At 66.5% G+C, this 18240-nt stretch carries 20 protein-coding genes; 11 read left to right on the top strand and 9 right to left on the bottom strand.

The annotated features are described in order from the left end of the window. Window positions 1-13: 13 nt before the first annotated feature. The 3 genes from MPARV_RS0118120 to MPARV_RS0118110 all read right to left on the bottom strand — a co-directional run bounded on the left by MPARV_RS0118120 (window position 14) and on the right by MPARV_RS0118110 (window position 3986). On the bottom strand, window positions 14-814 hold the full coding sequence (locus MPARV_RS0118120) for a VIT1/CCC1 transporter family protein (protein WP_012228982.1): 801 nt from the start codon (window positions 812-814) through the stop codon (window positions 14-16). A gap of 59 nt (window positions 815-873) precedes the next feature. After that, window positions 874-2553 carry a 2-isopropylmalate synthase gene (leuA, locus tag MPARV_RS0118115; protein WP_031279222.1) on the bottom strand — a complete coding sequence of 560 codons (1680 nt, stop codon included), beginning with the start codon at window positions 2551-2553 and terminating at the stop codon, window positions 874-876. Between the two features lie 230 nt (window positions 2554-2783). After that, window positions 2784-3986: a PQQ-dependent sugar dehydrogenase gene (locus MPARV_RS0118110; RefSeq protein WP_020379257.1), complete on the bottom strand. Its 1203-nt coding sequence runs from the start codon at window positions 3984-3986 to the stop codon at window positions 2784-2786. Window positions 3987-4114: 128 nt separating this feature from the next. Between MPARV_RS0118110 and MPARV_RS0118105 the strand changes: the two genes are divergently transcribed. After that, window positions 4115-4594: a MauE/DoxX family redox-associated membrane protein gene (locus MPARV_RS0118105; protein WP_020379256.1), complete on the top strand. Its 480-nt coding sequence runs from the start codon at window positions 4115-4117 to the stop codon at window positions 4592-4594. A gap of 75 nt (window positions 4595-4669) precedes the next feature. Here MPARV_RS0118105 and MPARV_RS0118100 read toward each other — a convergent pair whose 3' ends face one another. Continuing rightward, window positions 4670-5524 (bottom strand): SDR family oxidoreductase, encoded by an 855-nt coding sequence (locus MPARV_RS0118100; protein ID WP_012228989.1) that lies wholly within the window; start codon window positions 5522-5524, stop codon window positions 4670-4672. Window positions 5525-5839: 315 nt separating this feature from the next. On the opposite strand from MPARV_RS0118100, the gene MPARV_RS0118095 reads away from it, so the two are divergent. Beyond that, entirely contained in the window at window positions 5840-7150 is a 1311-nt protein-coding gene (locus MPARV_RS0118095; RefSeq protein WP_020379255.1) for a metallophosphoesterase family protein, read from the top strand. Window positions 7151-7201: 51 nt separating this feature from the next. Here the strand turns inward: MPARV_RS0118095 and dut are convergent, their stop codons facing one another. Continuing rightward, window positions 7202-7723, bottom strand: coding sequence for a dUTP diphosphatase (dut, locus tag MPARV_RS0118090; RefSeq protein ID WP_012228991.1), 522 nt, complete (start codon window positions 7721-7723; stop codon window positions 7202-7204). 57 nt (window positions 7724-7780) lie between these two features. Here dut and orn point away from each other — a divergent pair, with 57 nt between their 5' ends. Then, complete coding sequence (gene orn, locus MPARV_RS0118085; protein ID WP_012228992.1) at window positions 7781-8332, top strand: oligoribonuclease; 552 nt, start codon at window positions 7781-7783, stop codon at window positions 8330-8332. Between the two features lie 25 nt (window positions 8333-8357). Here the strand turns inward: orn and MPARV_RS0118080 are convergent, their stop codons facing one another. Continuing rightward, entirely contained in the window at window positions 8358-9059 is a 702-nt protein-coding gene (locus tag MPARV_RS0118080) for an acyl-ACP thioesterase domain-containing protein (protein ID WP_020379253.1), read from the bottom strand. 164 nt (window positions 9060-9223) lie between these two features. On the opposite strand from MPARV_RS0118080, the gene MPARV_RS24990 reads away from it, so the two are divergent. From MPARV_RS24990 to MPARV_RS0118060, 4 genes are all read left to right on the top strand, one after another. After that, window positions 9224-9436, top strand: a complete 213-nt coding sequence (locus MPARV_RS24990; protein ID WP_012228994.1) for a hypothetical protein — start codon at window positions 9224-9226, stop codon at window positions 9434-9436. 166 nt (window positions 9437-9602) lie between these two features. Next, window positions 9603-9980 carry a WhiB family transcriptional regulator gene (locus MPARV_RS0118070; RefSeq protein ID WP_012228995.1) on the top strand — a complete coding sequence of 126 codons (378 nt, stop codon included), beginning with the start codon at window positions 9603-9605 and terminating at the stop codon, window positions 9978-9980. A gap of 48 nt (window positions 9981-10028) precedes the next feature. Next, window positions 10029-10739, top strand: a complete 711-nt coding sequence (locus MPARV_RS0118065; protein ID WP_155852532.1) for a TlpA family protein disulfide reductase — start codon at window positions 10029-10031, stop codon at window positions 10737-10739. A gap of 40 nt (window positions 10740-10779) precedes the next feature. Continuing rightward, on the top strand, window positions 10780-11721 hold the full coding sequence (locus tag MPARV_RS0118060; protein ID WP_157789717.1) for a cytochrome c biogenesis CcdA family protein: 942 nt from the start codon (window positions 10780-10782) through the stop codon (window positions 11719-11721). On the opposite strand, the gene pdxH is transcribed toward MPARV_RS0118060, so the two are convergent. Next, window positions 11673-12329: a pyridoxamine 5'-phosphate oxidase gene (gene pdxH, locus MPARV_RS0118055; RefSeq protein WP_020379250.1), complete on the bottom strand. Its 657-nt coding sequence runs from the start codon at window positions 12327-12329 to the stop codon at window positions 11673-11675. The genes MPARV_RS0118060 and pdxH overlap by 49 nt on opposite strands. A 203-nt stretch (window positions 12330-12532) precedes the next feature. Here pdxH and MPARV_RS0118050 point away from each other — a divergent pair, with 203 nt between their 5' ends. Next, entirely contained in the window at window positions 12533-13663 is a 1131-nt protein-coding gene (locus MPARV_RS0118050) for a tRNA dihydrouridine synthase (protein WP_081582436.1), read from the top strand. A 4-nt stretch (window positions 13664-13667) separates the two neighbouring features. Continuing rightward, entirely contained in the window at window positions 13668-14300 is a 633-nt protein-coding gene (locus tag MPARV_RS0118045) for a Maf family protein (RefSeq protein ID WP_031279210.1), read from the top strand. Here the strand turns inward: MPARV_RS0118045 and serS are convergent. After that, window positions 14284-15570: a serine--tRNA ligase gene (serS, locus tag MPARV_RS0118040; RefSeq protein WP_020379249.1), complete on the bottom strand. Its 1287-nt coding sequence runs from the start codon at window positions 15568-15570 to the stop codon at window positions 14284-14286. The two genes, MPARV_RS0118045 and serS, sit on opposite strands and share 17 nt — an antisense overlap. A 95-nt stretch (window positions 15571-15665) precedes the next feature. Further along, complete coding sequence (locus tag MPARV_RS0118035; protein ID WP_157789716.1) at window positions 15666-16412, bottom strand: HAD hydrolase-like protein; 747 nt, start codon at window positions 16410-16412, stop codon at window positions 15666-15668. Window positions 16413-16546: 134 nt separating this feature from the next. Here MPARV_RS0118035 and MPARV_RS0118030 point away from each other — a divergent pair, with 134 nt between their 5' ends. Next, window positions 16547-17518 (top strand): ABC transporter ATP-binding protein, encoded by a 972-nt coding sequence (locus MPARV_RS0118030; RefSeq protein ID WP_020379247.1) that lies wholly within the window; start codon window positions 16547-16549, stop codon window positions 17516-17518. Further along, the gene (locus MPARV_RS0118025; protein WP_012229006.1) at window positions 17515-18240 is read left to right on the top strand and encodes an ABC transporter permease; all 726 of its coding nucleotides are present in this window, start codon (window positions 17515-17517) and stop codon (window positions 18238-18240) included. The genes MPARV_RS0118030 and MPARV_RS0118025 overlap by 4 nt, the downstream gene beginning before the upstream one ends.

The raw sequence follows: 18240 nt of genomic DNA, 5'->3' as shown, positions 1-18240 counted from the left end.
GGCGTCGCGGCCCTTAGACGTTGGCACCGACCGCCGAGCCGATACCGAAGGTGATGAGGCACGAGAATGCGGTGATCAGCACCTGCCGCAGGCCGGACAGCACCACCGATCGCTCGGTAAACCTCGCCAGCAACCCGCCGACCACTGCTGACAAGACCACGGCCGCCAGCACCGACGCCACGATGGCGCCCGTACCCGAGCCGATGATCCACGGCACCAGCGGCACGATGGCGCCAACCGTGAAGGCGACAAACGACGACCCGGCCGCCTGCCATGGCGAGCCGATCGACTCCGCATGCAGACCCAACTCCTCCATGGCGTGCACCTCAAGAGCCAGCTCGGGGTCGGCCATGACCTGGGTCGACATTCGCTCGGCGGTCTGACGATCGACCCCACGCGACCGGTACAACCTCACCAGCTCACGGTGTTCGCTCTCGGGATGGTTTTTGATCGCCGCCGCCTCGACGCTCAGCTCCCGCTGGATGAGCTCCTTCTGTGCCTGCATCGACACATACTCGCCGGCTGCCATCGACACCGCCCCTGCGACCAACCCGGCCAAGCCGGCCACCAACACCGTGTTAGCGGGCGGGTTGGCGCCTGCCACGCCAAGGATGAGCGCCGTATTGGAGACCAGTCCATCAGAAATGCCGAACACCGCCGCCCTTGCTGCGCCGCCGGAGACGTCGCGGTGGTGATGCACCTGCCAGTTGGTCCCGGAACGTCCCGAGGAGCGGGTGGCGGGTGCGTGGGAGTGATGATCGGAGTGCTCGGGTGAATCACCTGAGGGTGCGTGTGCGGCGGGTTGCGCAGTCATACATGCTCCAAACGCGTCAGTTGACCACCTGTCACCGCAGGCTAACCAGGCCGTCCGGATCAGCGCAGCTGGCGCTCCAGGGCACCAAGTACCGCCTTGAACGAAGCGGTGGTGATGTTGGCGTCGACCCCGATCCCCCATCGAGGCCGGCCGGATTCACCTATCGACTCGACGTAGGCGGCGGCCCGTGCGCCGGATCCGGCACCGATGGCGTGCTCGGCATAGTCGACGACATCGAGGTCCACCTCGAACTCGGCACGCAGCCCCTTCACCAACGCCCCCACCGGGCCTGAGCCCTCACCAACAACCGTGTGATGATCGCCGTTGCGACGCACCTGGGCGGTCACCTTGGTGACGCCTTCCTTGGTGTGCAATTCGTGGCTCACCAGCTGAAAGAAGGGCTGCGTCGGCAGGTATTCGCGCTCGAACGCCTCCCACATCGTCGCAGGATCAATCTCGGTGCCCGAGTCTTCGGTGATGTTCTGGATGGTCTTCGAGAACTCCACCTGCATGCGCCGGGGCAGGTTGAACCCGTGTTCTTCGGACATCACGTAGGCAACGCCGCCCTTGCCGCTTTGACTGTTGACCCGAATGACCGCCTCGTAGGTGCGGCCAACGTGGTGAGGGTCGATCGGCAGGTACGGAACACCCCAGGTTTCGTAGTCGTCGGGCAGCGCAGCGAAGCCTTTCTTGATCGCATCCTGGTGACTGCCGGAGAACGACGTGTACACCAGGTCGCCCGCATAGGGATGCCGAGGGTGCACCGGCAGCCGGTTGGCGTACTCGGCCGTGCGGCGCAGCTTGTCGATGTCGGTGATGTCCAACTCGGGGTCGACGCCGGTGGCGAACATGTTCATCGCCACGTTGACCAGGTCGAGGTTTCCGGTGCGCTCGCCGTTACCGAACAGCGTGCCCTCCAGACGGTCGGCACCGGCCATCAGCCCAAACTCGGCTGCGGCCACGCCGGTGCCCCGATCATTGTGGGGGTGTAGCGAGATGACCACCGAGTCACGCCGGGAAATGGTGCGGCCGAACCACTCGATGAAGTCGCCGTACACGTTCGCGGTAAAGCATTCGACGGTGGCGGGCAGGTTCAGGATGATGGGCCGCTCGGGCGTCGGCTCGATGACCTCCATCACCGCCTCGCAGATCTCGATGGCGAAGTCGGGCTCGGTCAGGGTGAAGCTCTCCGGCGAGTACTCGTAGCTCACCTGCGTGTCGGGGATGCGGTCCTCGAGCTTGCGGGCCATACGTGCCGCCGTGGTGGCCACATCGATAATGCCGGCCTGATCCAGCCCAAACACCACCTCGCGTTGCAGCGGATTGGTCGAGTTGTAGAAGTGGACGATGGCCCGTGGGGCCCCCTCCAGGCATTCGTATGTGCGCTCCAACAGGTCGGCGCGGCACTGCACCAAAACCTGGATGGTGACGTCATCGGGGATCAGGTCATCTTCGATCAGCTGCCGAACGAAGTCGTAGTCGGGCTGAGATGCCGACGGAAAGCCAACCTCGATCTCTTTGAAGCCCATGTTGACCAACTCGTTGAACATGGCCAGTTTGCGCACCGGATCCATCGGGTCGATCAGCGCCTGGTTGCCGTCGCGCAGGTCGACCGAGCACCAGATCGGGGCCCGTTCGATTCGCTGATCGGGCCAGGTGCGGTCGGCGAGCTGCACGGGGATCCACGGCTCGTACTTGTCGAATGCCATCTTCTTTGGGGTGACGTTTACTGGGGGCATAGCTGGGTTCCTTGGCGGTGGGTTCGGGTGCGGTCTCGTGGCTGGATCGTTGCTCGGGGTGGAATTCACGAGGCCGGGGGGAGACGTTGCCAAAAACAACAAACCCCCCGACCTGGAGGGCGGGGGGTGCGGGCGGGCGCGCTCTTGGAAGATCCCGCCTTAACTAAGGAGCAGTCCCGTGAGCGTGTTCACGACCATCAGTCTAGGCACATCGCCGGCGCAATGGAACCTCACCCGACCTGTTGCAGTCGCCAGACGAGGTCCTTGCGCTCCGACGCCGCATAGATCTCGCCGTCGACCCCGCGGCCAAAGCTGGTGATCTTCGGAATCGAGGCCTCCAAGTCCAGTTCGTTCACCGTGCCTTTGTTGTTGGCGAGCCCAAAGAGTCGCCCCTCACACCAGTCACCCCAAAGGAAAACGCGGTTCAAGTCGGGGAGACTCGGAGCATCATGCACCGACAGACCCCCGATCACGGCGCATCGGTCTTCATCGTGGGCGTACTCGAAGACGGGATCGACCAGGTCGACGGGTGGATCGTCACTACCGCCGTCAGCCACCGGCAAGGTGCCCTCCCGAAGATCCCAGCCGAGGTTCTTTCCCTTCCCCAAACCCTCATCCGCCGGCAGCAGGTTGATCTCTTCGGAGTCCTCCTTTCCCACGTCTGCAACCCACAGGTCACCGGACTCGGGGTCGAAGTCGAAGCGCCACGGGTTGCGCATGCCGTACATCCACACTTCGGGCGCCGCACGCGAGCCGTCCGGGGTGACGCCGTCCACGAACGGATTGTCATCGGGAACCTCGTACGGCGCATCACCGCCGAGGGTGGGACGGATACGGATCATCGACCCAAGGAATGTTGCCGGATCCTGACCATTCTTGGCGCCGATGCCATACCCGCCGTCCCCGAGCCCCCACCACAGCAGGCCGCCGTCATCGAGATACACCCGGCCACCGTTGTGAGATGTCTCCGGCTGCGGCACCACCAGAATTTCTTGCCCCGGCGTCTCCGCCGTGCCGTCTCCGTTCATTTTAAACCCCATCAGCCTGGTCGCATCGTCGGACGCCCGCGTGTAGGCCATGTACAACTCGTCCTCGTCGGCCGACAGGTCCATGCTCAGGAAGCCGCTTTCGCCTTCGGTTTCGGCGACGTCGTCCGAGACGTCGACAACCACCCTCGGTTCGACCTTGCCGGCGGGGTCGATGCGTGTCACCACACCGGTGCGCTGACCGACCAGCAGGGTTCCATCCTTGCTCCCCACCAACTCGGTGGGTTGCGGCAGGCTCGCCACCTCGACCGCTTCCACCTCGACCGCCACCAACGGCGATCCGTAGTCGTCGGCCTGGGCGACATCCCGATCGGCGCACGCTGCCAGCGGAACCAGCAGCGTCAACGTGGCCACGAGCGTGAACTGGCGTCTACCGGGGAAGGTCACGGCGCCAAGGTACAGCTGCCTTCGGGGTGTGCCGCCATCCCTGCCCGACCGTCGGCAACCTCGGGCAAGGGCCCCGCCGCCATCTCGAGCTTCGGCGACTCGTGAGTGGGTCGGTAGCCTTCACCCGCATGGCGGCGTTGGATCTCCTCCCCTACCTCGCCGCAGGGCTGTTGTTGGTCGCTGGGGCGTCGAAAGTGCGCCACCCCGACACGATGGCCGATGTACTCGCTGCCATCGGGCTGACCTCGGCTCGTGCGCCACTGGTGTTGGGCGTGCTCGAGATTTTGCTGGGCGCAGGTGCGCTGGTAGTCGGCGGCTTCGTACTGTGGGGCTTGATCGCTGCGGTCTACCTGGCGTTTGCAGCACTGCTGGCGCTACTGCATCGCAACGGCGCCAACATCAGCTGCGGGTGCTTCGGCCGGACGTCGACGCCGATCAGGCCGCGGCAGGTCGCCGCCGACCTGTTGACGGCGGCGCTTGCGGCCGTCGGCGTGTTCGTCGCCACCCCCGGCCTGATCGATGCCGACCGCAGCCAAGCGATCACGGCGCTCCTGATCGTCGGCATCGCAGTAGGGGTCCCAGCCCTCCGCCGCCTCCACACCGGCTAAGACCCCAGAGGGGATGCGCCAAGGTCGGCGTCCTGCCCCGAGGCAGCGTCCGGCACACCGCGGACCGAACCCCGCTCACTCAGGAGCAGGAACCCGTCCGTGGGCGGCATCCCCGTACAACCCTTCGGCCCACTCCAAATAGTCGGGCCCAGTGCGCAGGTGGTGGCCCCCGTCGGCGCCGACGGTCTCGCCGGTGATGAACCCCGACTCGGGCCCACACAAGAACCGGATCAGCGGCGCCACGTCGTCCACCTCACCGAATCGACCCAACGGGGTGTTGGTCAGGTAGCTCTGCCCTACCGAGGAGTCCTCCTCGATCATCGCCACCAACTCGGTGCGAATGATCCCAGGATTGACCGCGTTGACGCGCACACCCGCCTGACCCAGTTCGTCGGCGGTCACCTTCACCAGCATGTCGACCCCCGCCTTGGCCACCGAATATGGCGCCATGAACCGGTGGGTCAGCCGGCTGGCCACCGACGACACCGCCACCATCGATCCGCCGCCGTTGCGCACGATCGCCGCTCCCGCCTCCCGAAACGTCAGAAAGACCCCGGTGAGGCTGACACCGATCACGCGGTTCCATTCGTCGGTCGAGGTGGCCACCACCGGCCCCATCGTGCCGTCGCCCGCCGACGCCACGGCGATGCGCAGCTGTCCCTCGGCGTCAGCCAAGCCAACAGCGGCCGCCACATCAGCATCAGCGGTGACATCTCCCGCGTAGGCGCTCACCCGAACGCCCTCAGGTGCGTTTGCCCGCAACACGACGGCTGCGGCCTCCAGCTTCGCCGCAGTTCGTCCCATCAACGTGACGTCGGCACCGTCGGCGACCAACGCAGCAGCCGCCGCCAAACCGATGCCGCTGCCACCACCGGTGATCAGCGCCGCCGTCCCATTCAGCGGCAGGCAGGCGGTTGGGTTTTCAGACATGGCAGCTCTCCCCAAGAGTTCAACGAAGCGAATCTAACCGTGACCACCATGATGAGACCTCCCGACGCATCGGCAGAGCTGGTGTGAAGTCACATCAACCCCTGAGCGGTCTCTCATCGATATTGCCAACGCCTCGAATGCATGGAGTACGTATCACCTTCAGGAACTACCCTGCCTCGCCCCGGTCTGACCACCCCCAACCCGAGCGCGAGGCTCGATATGAAGCCGATAGCAAATGCCCCAGCGCAGGCAACCAACCGACCTGTCACTCCCACGAGGCCACGCACGCGCCTCGAAGCTGCAATTGACGCCCTCATGGAACGCGCCTCGACATTGCCGGACGAGGCTGTCACCAAAGCATGGGCGGCCACCAAGCTGGCCGGCTTTCTGCCGGTGTTGCCGGCGTTCGCCGCAGCCATGTTCGGAACGCTGCCGCTGGACACCGCCGCCAACCGGCGGCGCGCGCAGCGGCTGCCGGGAGCCCTCTCGGCGAGTGACCCCACTGTGCTGGGCAACAACATTCATCTCGACCCCAACGAGTGCTATGTCATCACCAGCGATCTCCACAGGAGCCTCCCCGGCGCCAGAGACTGGCCTCGCATGCAACGTACCGATCGGTTGTACGGCGTGCTCCTGGACCATTACGGCGAACACGGCTGGGGGCTCGTCGAGGCCGGCGACGTCGAAGATCTGTGGATGGTCGGCGGTTCGGCCGTCGGTGCCGCCATCGATGGCCTTCGACTTCTCGGCGCGGCGCTGTGGCCGATCGACCAACGGTTCAGCCACGCCGCAGCCCGCAATCAGGTTCGCCAGATCGTCAACAATCACGCAGCGACCTACGCCACGATCGCCGACCAGTTTGCCTCGCAGGGGCGTTATTGGCGCATCAGCGGGAACCACGACGACTCGCTGAGCCGACCGGAGGTCGCCTTGGCCCTGCGCCTGATCATCCCCGGCTTTGCGGTACAGGATCTGATCTCGTTGGGAGAACCAGGGGAAACTCCCGAGGCGGTGCTGACCCACGGTCACCTCACCGACCCGTGGAACGGCCCCCGGGGTGCCTGGAGAGGCCGCATCGTCACCTGGCTGGCCAACTCGATCGCCGACCTGCGCGGGCACGAGCTGGGCATCACCGGCAGCGAAGCCCGGGAAGCCCTCCTGGGGGGGCGGGCAGGTAACCGGCTGCGGTCGATTCGGGGCCCATTTTCGATGGATCGGGATCAGTTCACCCTGAACGAGACGGAAATTCACGAAGCATTCGCCGATTGTTTCGGCGAGGAGGCCGGACCATGGCTGGTGCTGGGCCACACCCATGTCCCCGGAGACGGCCCGTGGGACCCGGGCACCAACAGCCGCTACCGGCGCTACGTCAACGCCGGTTCAGGGGTGGGCGAACGGTTCCTGACCGCTGTCGAATGGGACGGCACGTCGAACGATCGCCGTCCGGTCCTCATGGCCTATGCACGTCGCTCGGACGTGGAGGTCCCGCCCGCAGTCACCGACTCCACGGACCCCGCCCACCGCATCGCCGTTCGACCCGGGCCGATGCAGACCATCGGAAGCATCGATGGCGAACCGGTCGTCAAGATGGAACTTCGGGCCCCGGCAACCCCCGCACACGGGTAAGACGGCAATGGGCCACACCGGCATCGCCCAGCACCGGGCTGTCGCGGTCGGTCAACGGCCCGAGTGACCAAAGCCGCCTTCGCCACGTTCGCTGGGGGACAGTTCGTCCACCGGCACCAGCGTCACGTGAGCGACCCGCTGCACCACCAACTGCGCGATGCGGTCGCCCCGCTTGACCTCCACGGCCTCATGTGGGTCGGTGTTGGCAAGGATCACCCGGAGCTCCCCCCGGTAGCCGGCGTCGATCAGTCCCGGGGCGTTGGTCACCGTTACCCCCGACCGCAGCGCCAGCCCGGATCTGGGTAGCACAAACCCGGCGTGACCGGCCGGGATGGCCACAGCAAGGCCGGTCGGAACCAATGCACGTCCGCCGCCCGGATCGAGGGTCACATCGATCGTCGAGCGCAGATCCAGCCCGGCATCGCCCGGCTTCGCATAGGCCGGCAGCGCCAGGTCGGGATCGATCTGGCGAACCTGCATCTCCAGAGGGCCGACCTCCCCCGCGCCAGGCTCACCGTCCGGATCGTTGGGTGCCAGGTGGGTGTCGGATTGAACGATCGCGTCATTCGCCATGGTGCCATCATGGCCGCCGAATCACGACCTGCGCCCACTGGGCGTACGATCCACGTTGTGCTCATTTGGATGGACCTTGAGATGACCGGTTTGGATCACACTTCCGATGTCATCGTGGAGATCGCCACGCTGGCGACCGACGACGATCTGAACATTGTCGCTGCAGGACCGGACCTGGTGGTTCACCAGCCGCCGGAGGCCATGGCCAACATGGACCCGGTTGTGGTGAAGATGCACACCAGCTCCGGCCTCCTCGATGCCATCGCCGAGTCCACGGTCACCCTGGAGGAGGCGGGCACCGCCACGTTGGACTTCATCAGGACCCACGCCCCCAAGGCCCGAACCGTGCCTCTCTGCGGTAATACGATTGGAACCGACCGGCGCTTCCTCGCCGCCTACCTGCCCGAGATCGAGGAGTACCTGCACTACCGGTCGGTTGATGTCTCGACCATCAAGGAACTGGCCCGCCGGTGGTATCCCCAGGCCCTCTCCGACCTGCCTCGAAAGGCCACCAGTCACCGGGCCCTCGATGACATCTTGGAAAGCGTGGAGGAGCTGCGCTACTGGCGCTCCAAGGTCTTTCTGCCAGTCACTCAACCCACCGACTGAGCCCAGCCCGCGTCGACGGCGCTACTCAGACGGAACGGACGGACACCGCTGGGCGCTCACCTGGGACGCCGAGCCACACCTGAGTGCCATCGGGGGACCTGGTCAGTTCACAAGGACCGTGAAAGAGCTGGGATCGGTACTCGGTCTCAAAGCGGCCCCCGGCTCCGACCGATGCGACGGCTCCGCATTCGGTGTCCTCCCACGCCGTCCAGATCACCGAGTTGTTTACGTGGTTCAGCACGTCAATGTCACTCCGGCGGATCGGCCAAAGATGTGACGTCGATCCGTCGGGAGGCTCCAGGTGGGTCAAACCGATGGGGACCCTCCGCCTCGGATCGGCAACGCCCGGCAGCCCGGACAGACGGGTGGGACGCCCGCTGATCGGGTCGACCGACGCCCACAGGGTGGCCAGACGAACGCCGGCACCACACTGACCTGTCAGGTCGATCCGCCGCTCGGCCCACACCCGACCCGCTGCCGATGCCCACGTCGAGACGGAAAGCGTCTCCGCTGCCACCGGCCAGCGCTGCACCTCCAGGACGGTGCGGCGAACGACCCACACCGCACCCGGGGCCGGTTCCATGGGCACGTCGAGGTCCCAGAGCGCCACGTCGCAGAGCCGAACAATCGTGTCGAGACGAGCTCGACGGTCGGGCTCGCAACCGGCGGGGGGCACCCGCAACGTGACGGTCGGTCGGTTGGACTGGCCGAGAGGAGCATCCTGCACGCGCCGCAAGCTATCGAACCGATCAACCCGGAAGCTCGGCACGGATCGGGGGCCCGGTTCGAAGATATTCTTGTAAAGAGGTTGACGGGGTGGCCGCCAAGTGGTTTTCTCATCTGGTTCCACCCTGGACGTTCGGTCCTGGACACCCCTGCGAAAGGTCAGCCATGTTTGCATCCGCCTTCAACGTAGCGATCCGGCGATGCAACGCATCGGCACATCGCACGCTGGGCGAGATGTCCGGGCGTTCGTTGGCAACCGTTGTCCCCGGCACGTGGCACGCCAAGGCGTCCTACTCGCTGCACGCCGGGACCAAGCCGGCCGACGCCTACGCCAACCCGATTGACGTCGGGATCCGACTGCCACGAGGTGCTGGTTGATCCAACAGGATCAACCAAGAACCTCCACCGAGGCCGCCGGATCCCAACACGGGAACCGGCGGCCTTTCTGCATTTTCGCAGCGAGTCACCCTGCCCCCGATCCCGCTGCCCCCGATCCCGCCAAATCCATCCCTGCTCCCGATCCCACTCCGAGAAAGAAACAAAGATGTCTGTCACCGAACTCGCTCGTCACGAAGCAGCCCAACCCGTTCCAGTCCTGGACGCGGGCACTCCCGGATGGGAGGTCATGGCTGCCTGCGCCGCCTCCACCAGCGAGGTGACCCGGTTGTTCTTCTCCGACGACCTGGCCGACATCGCCGTGGCCAAGAGCCTCTGCGCCGGGTGCCCGGTGCTCACCGACTGCTTGGAGACGGCGATCGCCCGCAACGAGCAGTTCGGCGTCTGGGGCGGCCAGCTGTTTGTGGGCGGCAAGGTTGTCCACTTCAAGCGGGCGCGAGGCCGCCCACCCAAGGTTCCCCGGCCAGAGGAGCACCTGCCCCAGGTGCCGATCCCCGAACACCTGCGGGAACAGCTCAGCGCCTGAGCCGGGCGCGAAGGGGTCGGGGCGGCTGGGGGCGGTACCGTGACATTCGTGAGCGGAACCACCCCCACCCCCGATTCCCCTCCGCCCGAGGGCCCGGCAACCCCCCAGACGGACTCCAGCAACGCTCCGGAGGGCGCCGCCAAGGCGCCACCCGGGTCAAGCCGTTTGCGGCTGTCCGGCCGTGATATGGCTGCCATCACGGCCGTCTCGCTCGTCATCGCGTTCGCCATTGCCATCGCTGTCGTCACGTTCACCAACAAGGGGTCCAGCGACGCGGTCCCGGACGAGGAGTTTCTGACACCCCAGGACACCGGAGCGGCAGCGGGTTCGCTGGAGGTGGGCAACCCCGTGCCCAACCTCGACCTGAAGTTGTTCGACGGCACCACCACCACGCTTGACGACCTACTCGACCGCCCCATGGTGGTGAACGTGTGGGCTTCCACTTGCACGCCATGCCTCCGGGAGATGCCCGATTTCGAGGCGGTCCACCAGGACCTGGGGGACAGCGTGAGTTTTGTGGGCATCGATTCGGGGGAGTCCAAGGCCGACGGGCAGCCATTCGCCGACAAGTTGGGCATCACCTATCCGCTGGCCGAGGACCCCGAGCAGGTCCACTCCAACGCGCTCGACCTGGTGGCGCTACCGATGACGCTGTTCATCAACACCGACGGCACCCTGGCCCACCGCCGGCTCGGGGCCATGGACGAGGCTGCGCTGCGGTCCAACATCGAGAAGTACCTCAAGGTCCCGTCGGCATGAACAGATCCCGTGAGGCCAGGTCTCCGGGGTGCCGGCGCTGATGAACGCGCCCTTCGCCTGGGCCTTCGCCACCGGTATGGCCGCCACGGTCAATCCCTGCGGTTTCGCACTGCTACCCACCTACCTCACCTACTACCTCGGGCTGGACGAGACGTCGGAGGACGAGCGCCCATCCACGGCCACGTCGATCGCACGGGCCCTCAAAGTGTCGGGTGCGATGACCGCCGGGTTCCTGGTCGTGTTCGGCACCATGGGGCTGCTGTGGGGCTCGCTCCGCAGCGTTCTACAGCCCAACCTGCCGTTCATCACGATCGGAATCGGCACCCTGGTGGTCGTTCTGGGTGTGGCCATGCTGGCGGGATATGAGCCCACGGTTGGGCTGCCCAAGCTGGAACTGTCGGTGGGCAATCGACAGCTGACGTCGATGTTCTTCTACGGCATCAGCTACGCAGTGGCATCGCTCAGTTGCACGCTGCCGCTGTTTGCCGGCGTGCTCACCTCGACGCTGGAGACCTCCAGCCCGGTCGCTGCCGGACTGGTCGTGGCCACCTTCGGGTTGGGCATGGGCCTCCTCCTCGCCGTGTTGACCATGGCGGTGGCGCTTGGTCGCACCTCCATCGTGCGCAACATGCGCAGGGTGCTTCCCTGGATTCAACGGATCTCAGGCGGCCTCCTGGTGATCGCCGGGCTCTTCGTGGCGTACTACGGCTGGACCGAGTACCGCATCACCCGGGGCGACCGCATCGAAGGCGGGCTCAGCGTGGCAGCTCAGGACTGGCAGGGCAGCGTGCAGACCTGGGTGGTCAACCATCAGGCCACCCTCGGCTGGGTGAGCGGAGCGCTCGTGATCGCCGCAATCACCTGGATCACCATCGGCCGTCTCCGAGGTAAAACCGCACTGAACAAGCCGGTCGCCGATGCCGGCTCCGACGGTCAGGGTGCCAACCGGTCGACCCGCCATGCACCGTCCAACAAACGGTAACGAAACCGGTCGTGCAACCGGGCATGGCGACCCTGCCAGAACTCGTAGGTGTACGGCACCAACCGATAGCCAACCCACTGGCGCGGCCTTGGAATTTCGCGGCCCTCCCACTCCTGCTTCAGTCGTTGCACCGTGGCATCCAACACAGCCCGGTCGGCCACCACCTCGCCTTGGGGTGATGCCGCCGAGGCCAGCTGTGAGTCACGCGGCCGGGTCCGCCAGTAGGCGTCAACCACGTCATCGTCGAGCAACTCCACGTCGGCGTCCACCCTGACCTGGCGGTGCATGCCCAGCCAGCTGAAGAGTGCCACGGCCACCGGATTGGCGGCAATCGCCTGGCCCTTGGCGCTGTTGCGATTGGAGTAGAAGACCAACCCCCGCTCATCCAGGTCGCGCAGCAGCACGTTCCGGGCACGGGGGCGCCCCTCGCCGTCGACCGTTGCCAGCACCATCGCGTTGGGCTCAGCATCACCTGCCTCTGCGGCGTCGGCCAACCAACGACGTAGCTGCACCACCGGATGTGGTGCCAGGTCAGCGCGCGACAGCGAGCCGACGTTGTAATCCACACGACCCGCGGTGGGGTCCGTGCCTGCTCCTGGGGTCGTCATCGGCACAGTCTTCACGCTCGGATGCGCTGCGGCCAGGCCAATGCTTCTGTGGCGCAGATCGGAACCACCGTCATACTGGATGGGTGTCAGCCCTCGTCGCAGCCACAACCGCGCACGCAACCGGTTCGATCGATGCCGGCTCGTCTGCGGACGCCTTGTCGCTCGGGCGGCACCGGATCTGGCCACCGGTGGTGCTGGCGCCGATGGCAGGCGTCACCGACACCCCCTACCGCGTCATTTGTTCACGGCGTGGTGCGCCGCTGTGCGTGAACGAGATGGTGACGGCCCGCGCCATCGTTGAGCGCCATGCCCCCACGCTGGCCATGCTGGATCATCATCCCACCGAGCCGTTGCGCTCACTCCAGTTGTACGGCACCGATCCGCACTACCTGAGCGAGGCGGTGCGTTACCTGGTGGCGAACCGGCCGCTGGATCATCTCGACCTCAACTTCGGCTGCCCCGCCCCCAAGGTGACCCGCCTGGGCGGAGGCGCCGCATTGCCCTTCAAGCGGCCGCTGTTCGCACGAATGATCCGCTCAGCGGTCGAGGCCGCCGGGTCGATCCCGGTCACCGTGAAGTTTCGCATGGGCGTCGACGAGCAGCACCTGACCTTCCTCGACGCCGGCCGCATTGCCCAGGACGAAGGGGTGGCCTGGGTGGCGCTGCACGCCCGCACCGCCGAGCAACTCTATGCACCGAGCGCGCGCTGGGAGGCCATTGGCGAGTTGGTGGCAGCACTGGAGGTCCCGGTGCTGGGCAATGGCGACATCTTCGAGGCCACCGACGCGTTGGACATGATCGATCGGACCGGGTGCGCCGGAGTGGTGATCGGGCGCGGCTGTTTGGGAAAGCCATGGCTGTTCTCCGATCTCCGAGCCGTTTTTGAAGGCGTCGAGGTACCTCCGCCTCCAACGCTGGGCGAGGCGTGCGCCACCGCCCTTGAGCACGCCGGCGAGGCGGTGGCGTGGCGAGCCGGGCATGAGGCCCTGCCGCCCAGGCGTAGCCGAGCCGCTGCTCGGCGTGCCCGCACGCCCCAGAGCGCTGAGAACCGGGCCATCACCGCGTTCCGCAAGCACCTCAGCTGGTACCTCAAGGGCTACCCCACCGGTGGCGAGGTGCGACGAGCTGCGTCGCAGGTGAGCACCCTTGCCGATGTTGAGGCGTTGCTTGGCTCACTCAACCCGGCTGCCGAGCTGATTCCCGGCAACGAACGGCTGGTCCGCTCCCATTCCGGCGGTCCGCGTCGGGTCGCGCTGCCCGATGGCTGGCTGAACGACTCCGAGGAGGATCCCCGCCTCGACCCGGCGGCCGAGGCCTTCACCTCGGGTGGCTGACCCGGTGCCGCCTCCCACCCTCGTGTTGGCGAGTGGGTCACCCCGACGGCTCGAGCTGTTGGCCACGCTGGGGCTGCATCCCGTGGTGCGGCCACCCAACGTCGACGAGGCCCGGCACCCTGACGAGGGTCCGGGCCGCTACGTGACCAGGTTGGCCGCACTCAAAGCGGGCGCCTCGGTCGGGCCCGGCGAGGTGGCCTTGGGCGCCGACACCGTTGTGGTGCTGGGGCACCGGGTTCTGGGAAAGCCGGGCGGTCCGGCCGACGCTGCGGCGACGTTGGCCCTGCTGTCCGACGGCACACACCAGGTTTTGACAGCCCAGGCCGTGATATCCCGCGCCGGTGATGGTGACCTCTCGGAGCCCCGTGGCGCCTTGTCCGCCACCAAGGTCACCTTCCGCCCGCTGAGCCGCGCCGAGATCGACTCCTACGTCGCCACCGGCGAACCGATGGACAAGGCGGGCGCGTACGCCATCCAGGGCGGTGGTGGGGCTTTCGTCGACCACATCGAAGGCCGTCGAGACACGGTGATCGGCCTGGATCTCGCGTCGACCCGACGGCTCCTCCGCATGGCCGGTGTCACCGTTCCGTGCCATCCCGAATCCCCAGAGGGTCTTGCCGCTACCCCAGCCGAGTGATGCCCCGCATGTAGGGGCGGAGCGGTTCAGGCACATTCACGGTGCCGTCGTCATTGCGGTTGCTCTCCAAGATGGCGGCCCACACCCGCGGCACGGCCAGCGCCGAGCCATTGAGCGTGTGCACCAGATGTGTGCCACCACCGCCATCACCCTTGTATCGGATGTTGGCCCGGCGCGCCTGGTAGTCGCTGAACCAGGACACCGATGACACTTCCAGCCAGGCATCGGCCCCCGGCGCATACACCTCGATGTCGATGCTCCGATGGTGGCTCTGGCCGAGATCTCCGACGCAGATGTCAACCGTGCGCCAACTGAGACCCAGATCCCGGATTCCATCGAGTGCACGGTTCAGCAACTCCTCGAACATGGCAGGCGCCTGCTCGGGGGTCGAGAAGGCCAAAATCTCAACCTTGTCGAACTCATGGCTACGGAGCATGCCCCGGGTGTCACGGCCGGCCGAACCAGCTTCGCGCCGGTAGCACGGAGTAGCGGTCATGTAACGCAGCGGGAGGTCCGACTCGGCGAGTACCTCGTCGCGGTGCATCGACGTGAGCGGTACCTCGCCGGTGGGAATCGCCCAGAGGTCGTCCCGTTCCAGGTGATACGCGTCATCGGCAAACTTCGGGAGCTGCCCGGTGGCGGTCAGCGTTTCACTGGTCACCAACGACGGTGGACGGATCTCGACGAACGCATCGGCGTTGCGGTCCAGGCCGTACTGGGTGAGGGCCCTGCTGAGCGTGGCGCCCGCCCCGCGCAGCAGGCTGAACATGGCGCCGCTCAACTTCGTGGCCCGCTCGGTGTCGAGGATCTCCAGGTCGGCGCCGATGTCCCAGTGGGGCACACGCTGGGCGGCACCGTAGCCGGCAGGATCCGGCCCACCGCATTGGAGCACCGGGTTGTCAGCGTCGCCGGCACCATCGGGCGCTTCCGGATGGGGCACGTTGGGTATCACCAGTAACAGCGAGCGCAACTCCGCGGCGACGGCGTCCGCCTGAGCATCGAACTCCTTCTCGCGGTCCCCCAACGAGCGGCTCTCGGCCTGGAGGCCCTCGGCCTCGTCCCGTCTACCCTCCCGGAAGAGCGCGCCGACCTCCTTGGAGAGGGTATTGACCCTGCCACGCAGCTGATCTCGTTCGGCGGCCAAGCGACGCATTTCCGCATCCATGGCTGCGGCCCTGACCACGTCCGCGTCAAGGGACTCGTCCCCACGGCGGGCAAGCGCCGCCGTAACGCCGTCAAGATCGGTGCGAAGCGTGCGGACGTCCAGCATGCCGGAGACGGTAGCGGCAGGAGCGCCCTCGGTCCGAACGACTTCGGCGGTGGCCGATATCAGGTCAGGTCAACCAACCGTGGCGCCACACGCGTCTACCAGCGTGACCCACCAACGCGGCCTGGTTCGCCGTCACGGATCACAGCGACCAGCGCGCCGGGCAACCGGCCGGGTTCGGACACCGTCATGGCGGCGCCGGCGGCCTGCAACTCCGTTGACGTGCCGTACCCCCACAGCACGCCGATCGACGGCAACCCGTGGGCCGTTCCTCCTTCGATGTCGAATCGGCGATCACCCACCATCGCCGTCCGCCCCGCCGGCGCACCGCCCATCTGATCCAAGGTCCAGCTGAGGATCTGGGGCTTGTGCAGGCGGCCCCATTCATCGGCGCCACCGATCACTTCGAAGTGGTCCAGGATCCCCAGATGCCGGCACACGTCGGTTGCCATGGCCACCCGCTTGGATGTTGCTGTCGCCATGCGCAGGCCGGCAGAGCCAAGATCCGCCAGCATCGCCGCAACACCCGGGTACAACGCGCTGCGCTCGAGCCCCTCGGTGGCGTAACAGCTTCGATAGGTGGCCTTTGCCTGTTCCATCGCTTCGCCTGGGACGCCGTGGGCCGACAGCGCCTCCTCCAAGGGCGGGCCGATGTCGGCCCCCAAGGCCTCCATTGGCGGTGCTTCCAGGCCAACCGACTCGATGGCACGGGCCAGGCAGTGGGTGATTGCTGGAGCGGAATCCACCAAGGTGCCGTCGACATCGAACAACACCACCGCTCCGTTGAGGGGATCAGCGAGGTTCCCGTCAAGAGGCACTGCCAGAGGCTCCGTCGGTTCGGACATCTCACCGATCTTACGAGCAGCAGTCCGGGCACGGGCCCCGACGTTTCGTTCGCGCTGAAACTCCCGGCCACCCGAAATGCACAACACCACGCCGACTGAGTTCCCTGGCCGGTGCGAAGGTAGCGTCGTCTCCCTTGGGAATCGCCGTTGAGGTCGACGATCTACATATCCGCTACGGCGAGCTCGAAGCGGTCAGCGGGCTCTCGCTGACCGCCGACTTCGGTGCCGTCACGGCGGTGCTTGGCCCCAACGGCGCCGGGAAAACCTCCACCATCGAGTGTTGCGAGGGTTATCGCCGACCAGCCTCCGGGCGGGTTCGTGTCGATGGCCTTGACCCGATCGCCGACCATCAGGCGGTCACGGAGCGCATCGGTGTGATGTTGCAGGGCTCGGGCCTACCACGCCACCAACGTCCTCGTGATGTGCTGGTGCAGTTCGCCGGCTTCTATGACGATCCTCTCGACCCGGACCAGCTCCTTGAGCAGGTATCGCTGACCCATCGCGCCCGCTCAACCTGGGGCAGGCTCTCCGGTGGCGAGCAGCAACGGCTTTCCTTGGCCTTGGCTCTGATCGGCCGCCCTCGTGTGGCGTTCCTCGACGAGCCGTCGGCCGGAGTCGACCTTGAAGGACGGTTGCTGATCCGCTCGCTCATCTCACAACTGCGAGACGACGGTGTCGCCGTCGTGCTGAGCACCCACGACCTGGACGAGGCGCAGAGCCTGGCCGACCACATCGTGATCGTCGACCGGGGCGTCGTGGTTGCCTCCGGGGCACCCGACGAGTTGCTGCGCCTTGAGTCTGGTGAGGAGGTGCGTTTCGGGGCTGATCCGCACCTGGACACCAACGAGTTGTCGCGACGCTTGGGAGTCGACGTGACCGAGCCCAGCCGGGGCGAGTATCTGGTGGCCGCCGCCGGCACCCCGCAACTGGTGGCGGCCCTCACGTCCACGCTGGCCGAATGGGACGTGACGTTGGCCGACCTCCGAGCCGGCCGTAAGCGGCTCGACGATGTCTTTCTGCGCCTGACGGGTGAGGCAAGCAGCGCAGCCGCTGGAGTAACTCAACCCGACACGCCGTCCACCACCCCCGACCGTGAGGGCCGATGAAACCCTTCCTGTCACAGTGGCGAGCCGAGTTGACTCTGGCGATGCGCCAGGGCGAGCAACTGCTGGTGTCGGTGGGCATTCCGTTGGGCATCCTGGTCTTCTTCAGCCAAATCGACGTGGTGAGCTTCGACGGCGTCAAAGCGGTGGACTACCTCACCCCGGCCACGATGGCGCTGGCCGTGATGTCGACCTCCATGGTCAGCCTTGGCATCGGCACGGGATTCGACCGCAACTACGGCGTCCTGAAGCGCCTCGGTGCCACCCCGCTGGGGCGTGGCCGCTGGTTGGCCGCCAAAGTGGCCACAGTGGCCACCATTGAAGTGGGCCAGGTGGCCATGCTGGGCGCCGTCGGTGCGGCCCTCGGCTGGCGGCCTCCCGCCACCTGGCCGCTGGGCATCGTGGCCCTTGCGCTCGGCACGGCTGCCTTCGCCGGCATCGGCCTGGCTCTGGCGGGCGCGCTTCCCGCACTGGCAAATCTGGCGGCCACCAACAGCGTGTACCTGGTGCTGCTGCTCATCGGCGGCATGGTGGTACCTCTGGAGAAATTCCCCGGCCCGCTCGCCGCCCTGGCTCATGGCCTTCCCGCAGCGTCACTCTCCGGCCTGGTCATCACCACCATGGGCCCTGAGAAATTCGCCACGGGCCCACTCTGGCTGGTGCTCACCTTGTGGGCGATCGGGGCACCGCTCGTCGCAGCCAAGACCTTTCGCTGGGACGGCTAA

Origin of the sequence: Candidatus Microthrix parvicella Bio17-1 (assembly GCF_000299415.1) — a bacterium.
GTDB classification, from domain to species: Bacteria; Actinomycetota; Acidimicrobiia; order Acidimicrobiales; family Microtrichaceae; genus Microthrix; species Microthrix parvicella.
Note: the sequence above shows the minus strand (reverse complement) of the source record. Positions and strands in the feature narration are given on the sequence as shown.

What these genes read in the sequence shown, in the direction of transcription:
- MPARV_RS0118120 (WP_012228982.1), bottom strand. Translation starts at nt 814, where the DNA reads ATGACTGCGCAACCCGCCGCACACGCACCCTCAGGTGATTCACCCGAG.
- leuA (WP_031279222.1), bottom strand. Translation starts at nt 2,553, where the DNA reads ATGCCCCCAGTAAACGTCACCCCAAAGAAGATGGCATTCGACAAGTAC.
- MPARV_RS0118105 (WP_020379256.1), top strand. Translation starts at nt 4,115, where the DNA reads ATGGCGGCGTTGGATCTCCTCCCCTACCTCGCCGCAGGGCTGTTGTTG.
- MPARV_RS0118100 (WP_012228989.1), bottom strand. Translation starts at nt 5,524, where the DNA reads ATGTCTGAAAACCCAACCGCCTGCCTGCCGCTGAATGGGACGGCGGCG.
- MPARV_RS0118095 (WP_020379255.1), top strand. Translation starts at nt 5,840, where the DNA reads ATGGAACGCGCCTCGACATTGCCGGACGAGGCTGTCACCAAAGCATGG.
- dut (WP_012228991.1), bottom strand. Translation starts at nt 7,723, where the DNA reads ATGGCGAATGACGCGATCGTTCAATCCGACACCCACCTGGCACCCAAC.
- MPARV_RS24990 (WP_012228994.1), top strand. Translation starts at nt 9,224, where the DNA reads ATGTTTGCATCCGCCTTCAACGTAGCGATCCGGCGATGCAACGCATCG.
- MPARV_RS0118070 (WP_012228995.1), top strand. Translation starts at nt 9,603, where the DNA reads ATGTCTGTCACCGAACTCGCTCGTCACGAAGCAGCCCAACCCGTTCCA.
- MPARV_RS0118060 (WP_157789717.1), top strand. Translation starts at nt 10,780, where the DNA reads ATGAACGCGCCCTTCGCCTGGGCCTTCGCCACCGGTATGGCCGCCACG.
- pdxH (WP_020379250.1), bottom strand. Translation starts at nt 12,329, where the DNA reads ATGACGACCCCAGGAGCAGGCACGGACCCCACCGCGGGTCGTGTGGAT.
- MPARV_RS0118050 (WP_081582436.1), top strand. Translation starts at nt 12,533, where the DNA reads ATGGCAGGCGTCACCGACACCCCCTACCGCGTCATTTGTTCACGGCGT.
- serS (WP_020379249.1), bottom strand. Translation starts at nt 15,570, where the DNA reads ATGCTGGACGTCCGCACGCTTCGCACCGATCTTGACGGCGTTACGGCG.
- MPARV_RS0118035 (WP_157789716.1), bottom strand. Translation starts at nt 16,412, where the DNA reads ATGTCCGAACCGACGGAGCCTCTGGCAGTGCCTCTTGACGGGAACCTC.
- MPARV_RS0118025 (WP_012229006.1), top strand. Translation starts at nt 17,515, where the DNA reads ATGAAACCCTTCCTGTCACAGTGGCGAGCCGAGTTGACTCTGGCGATG.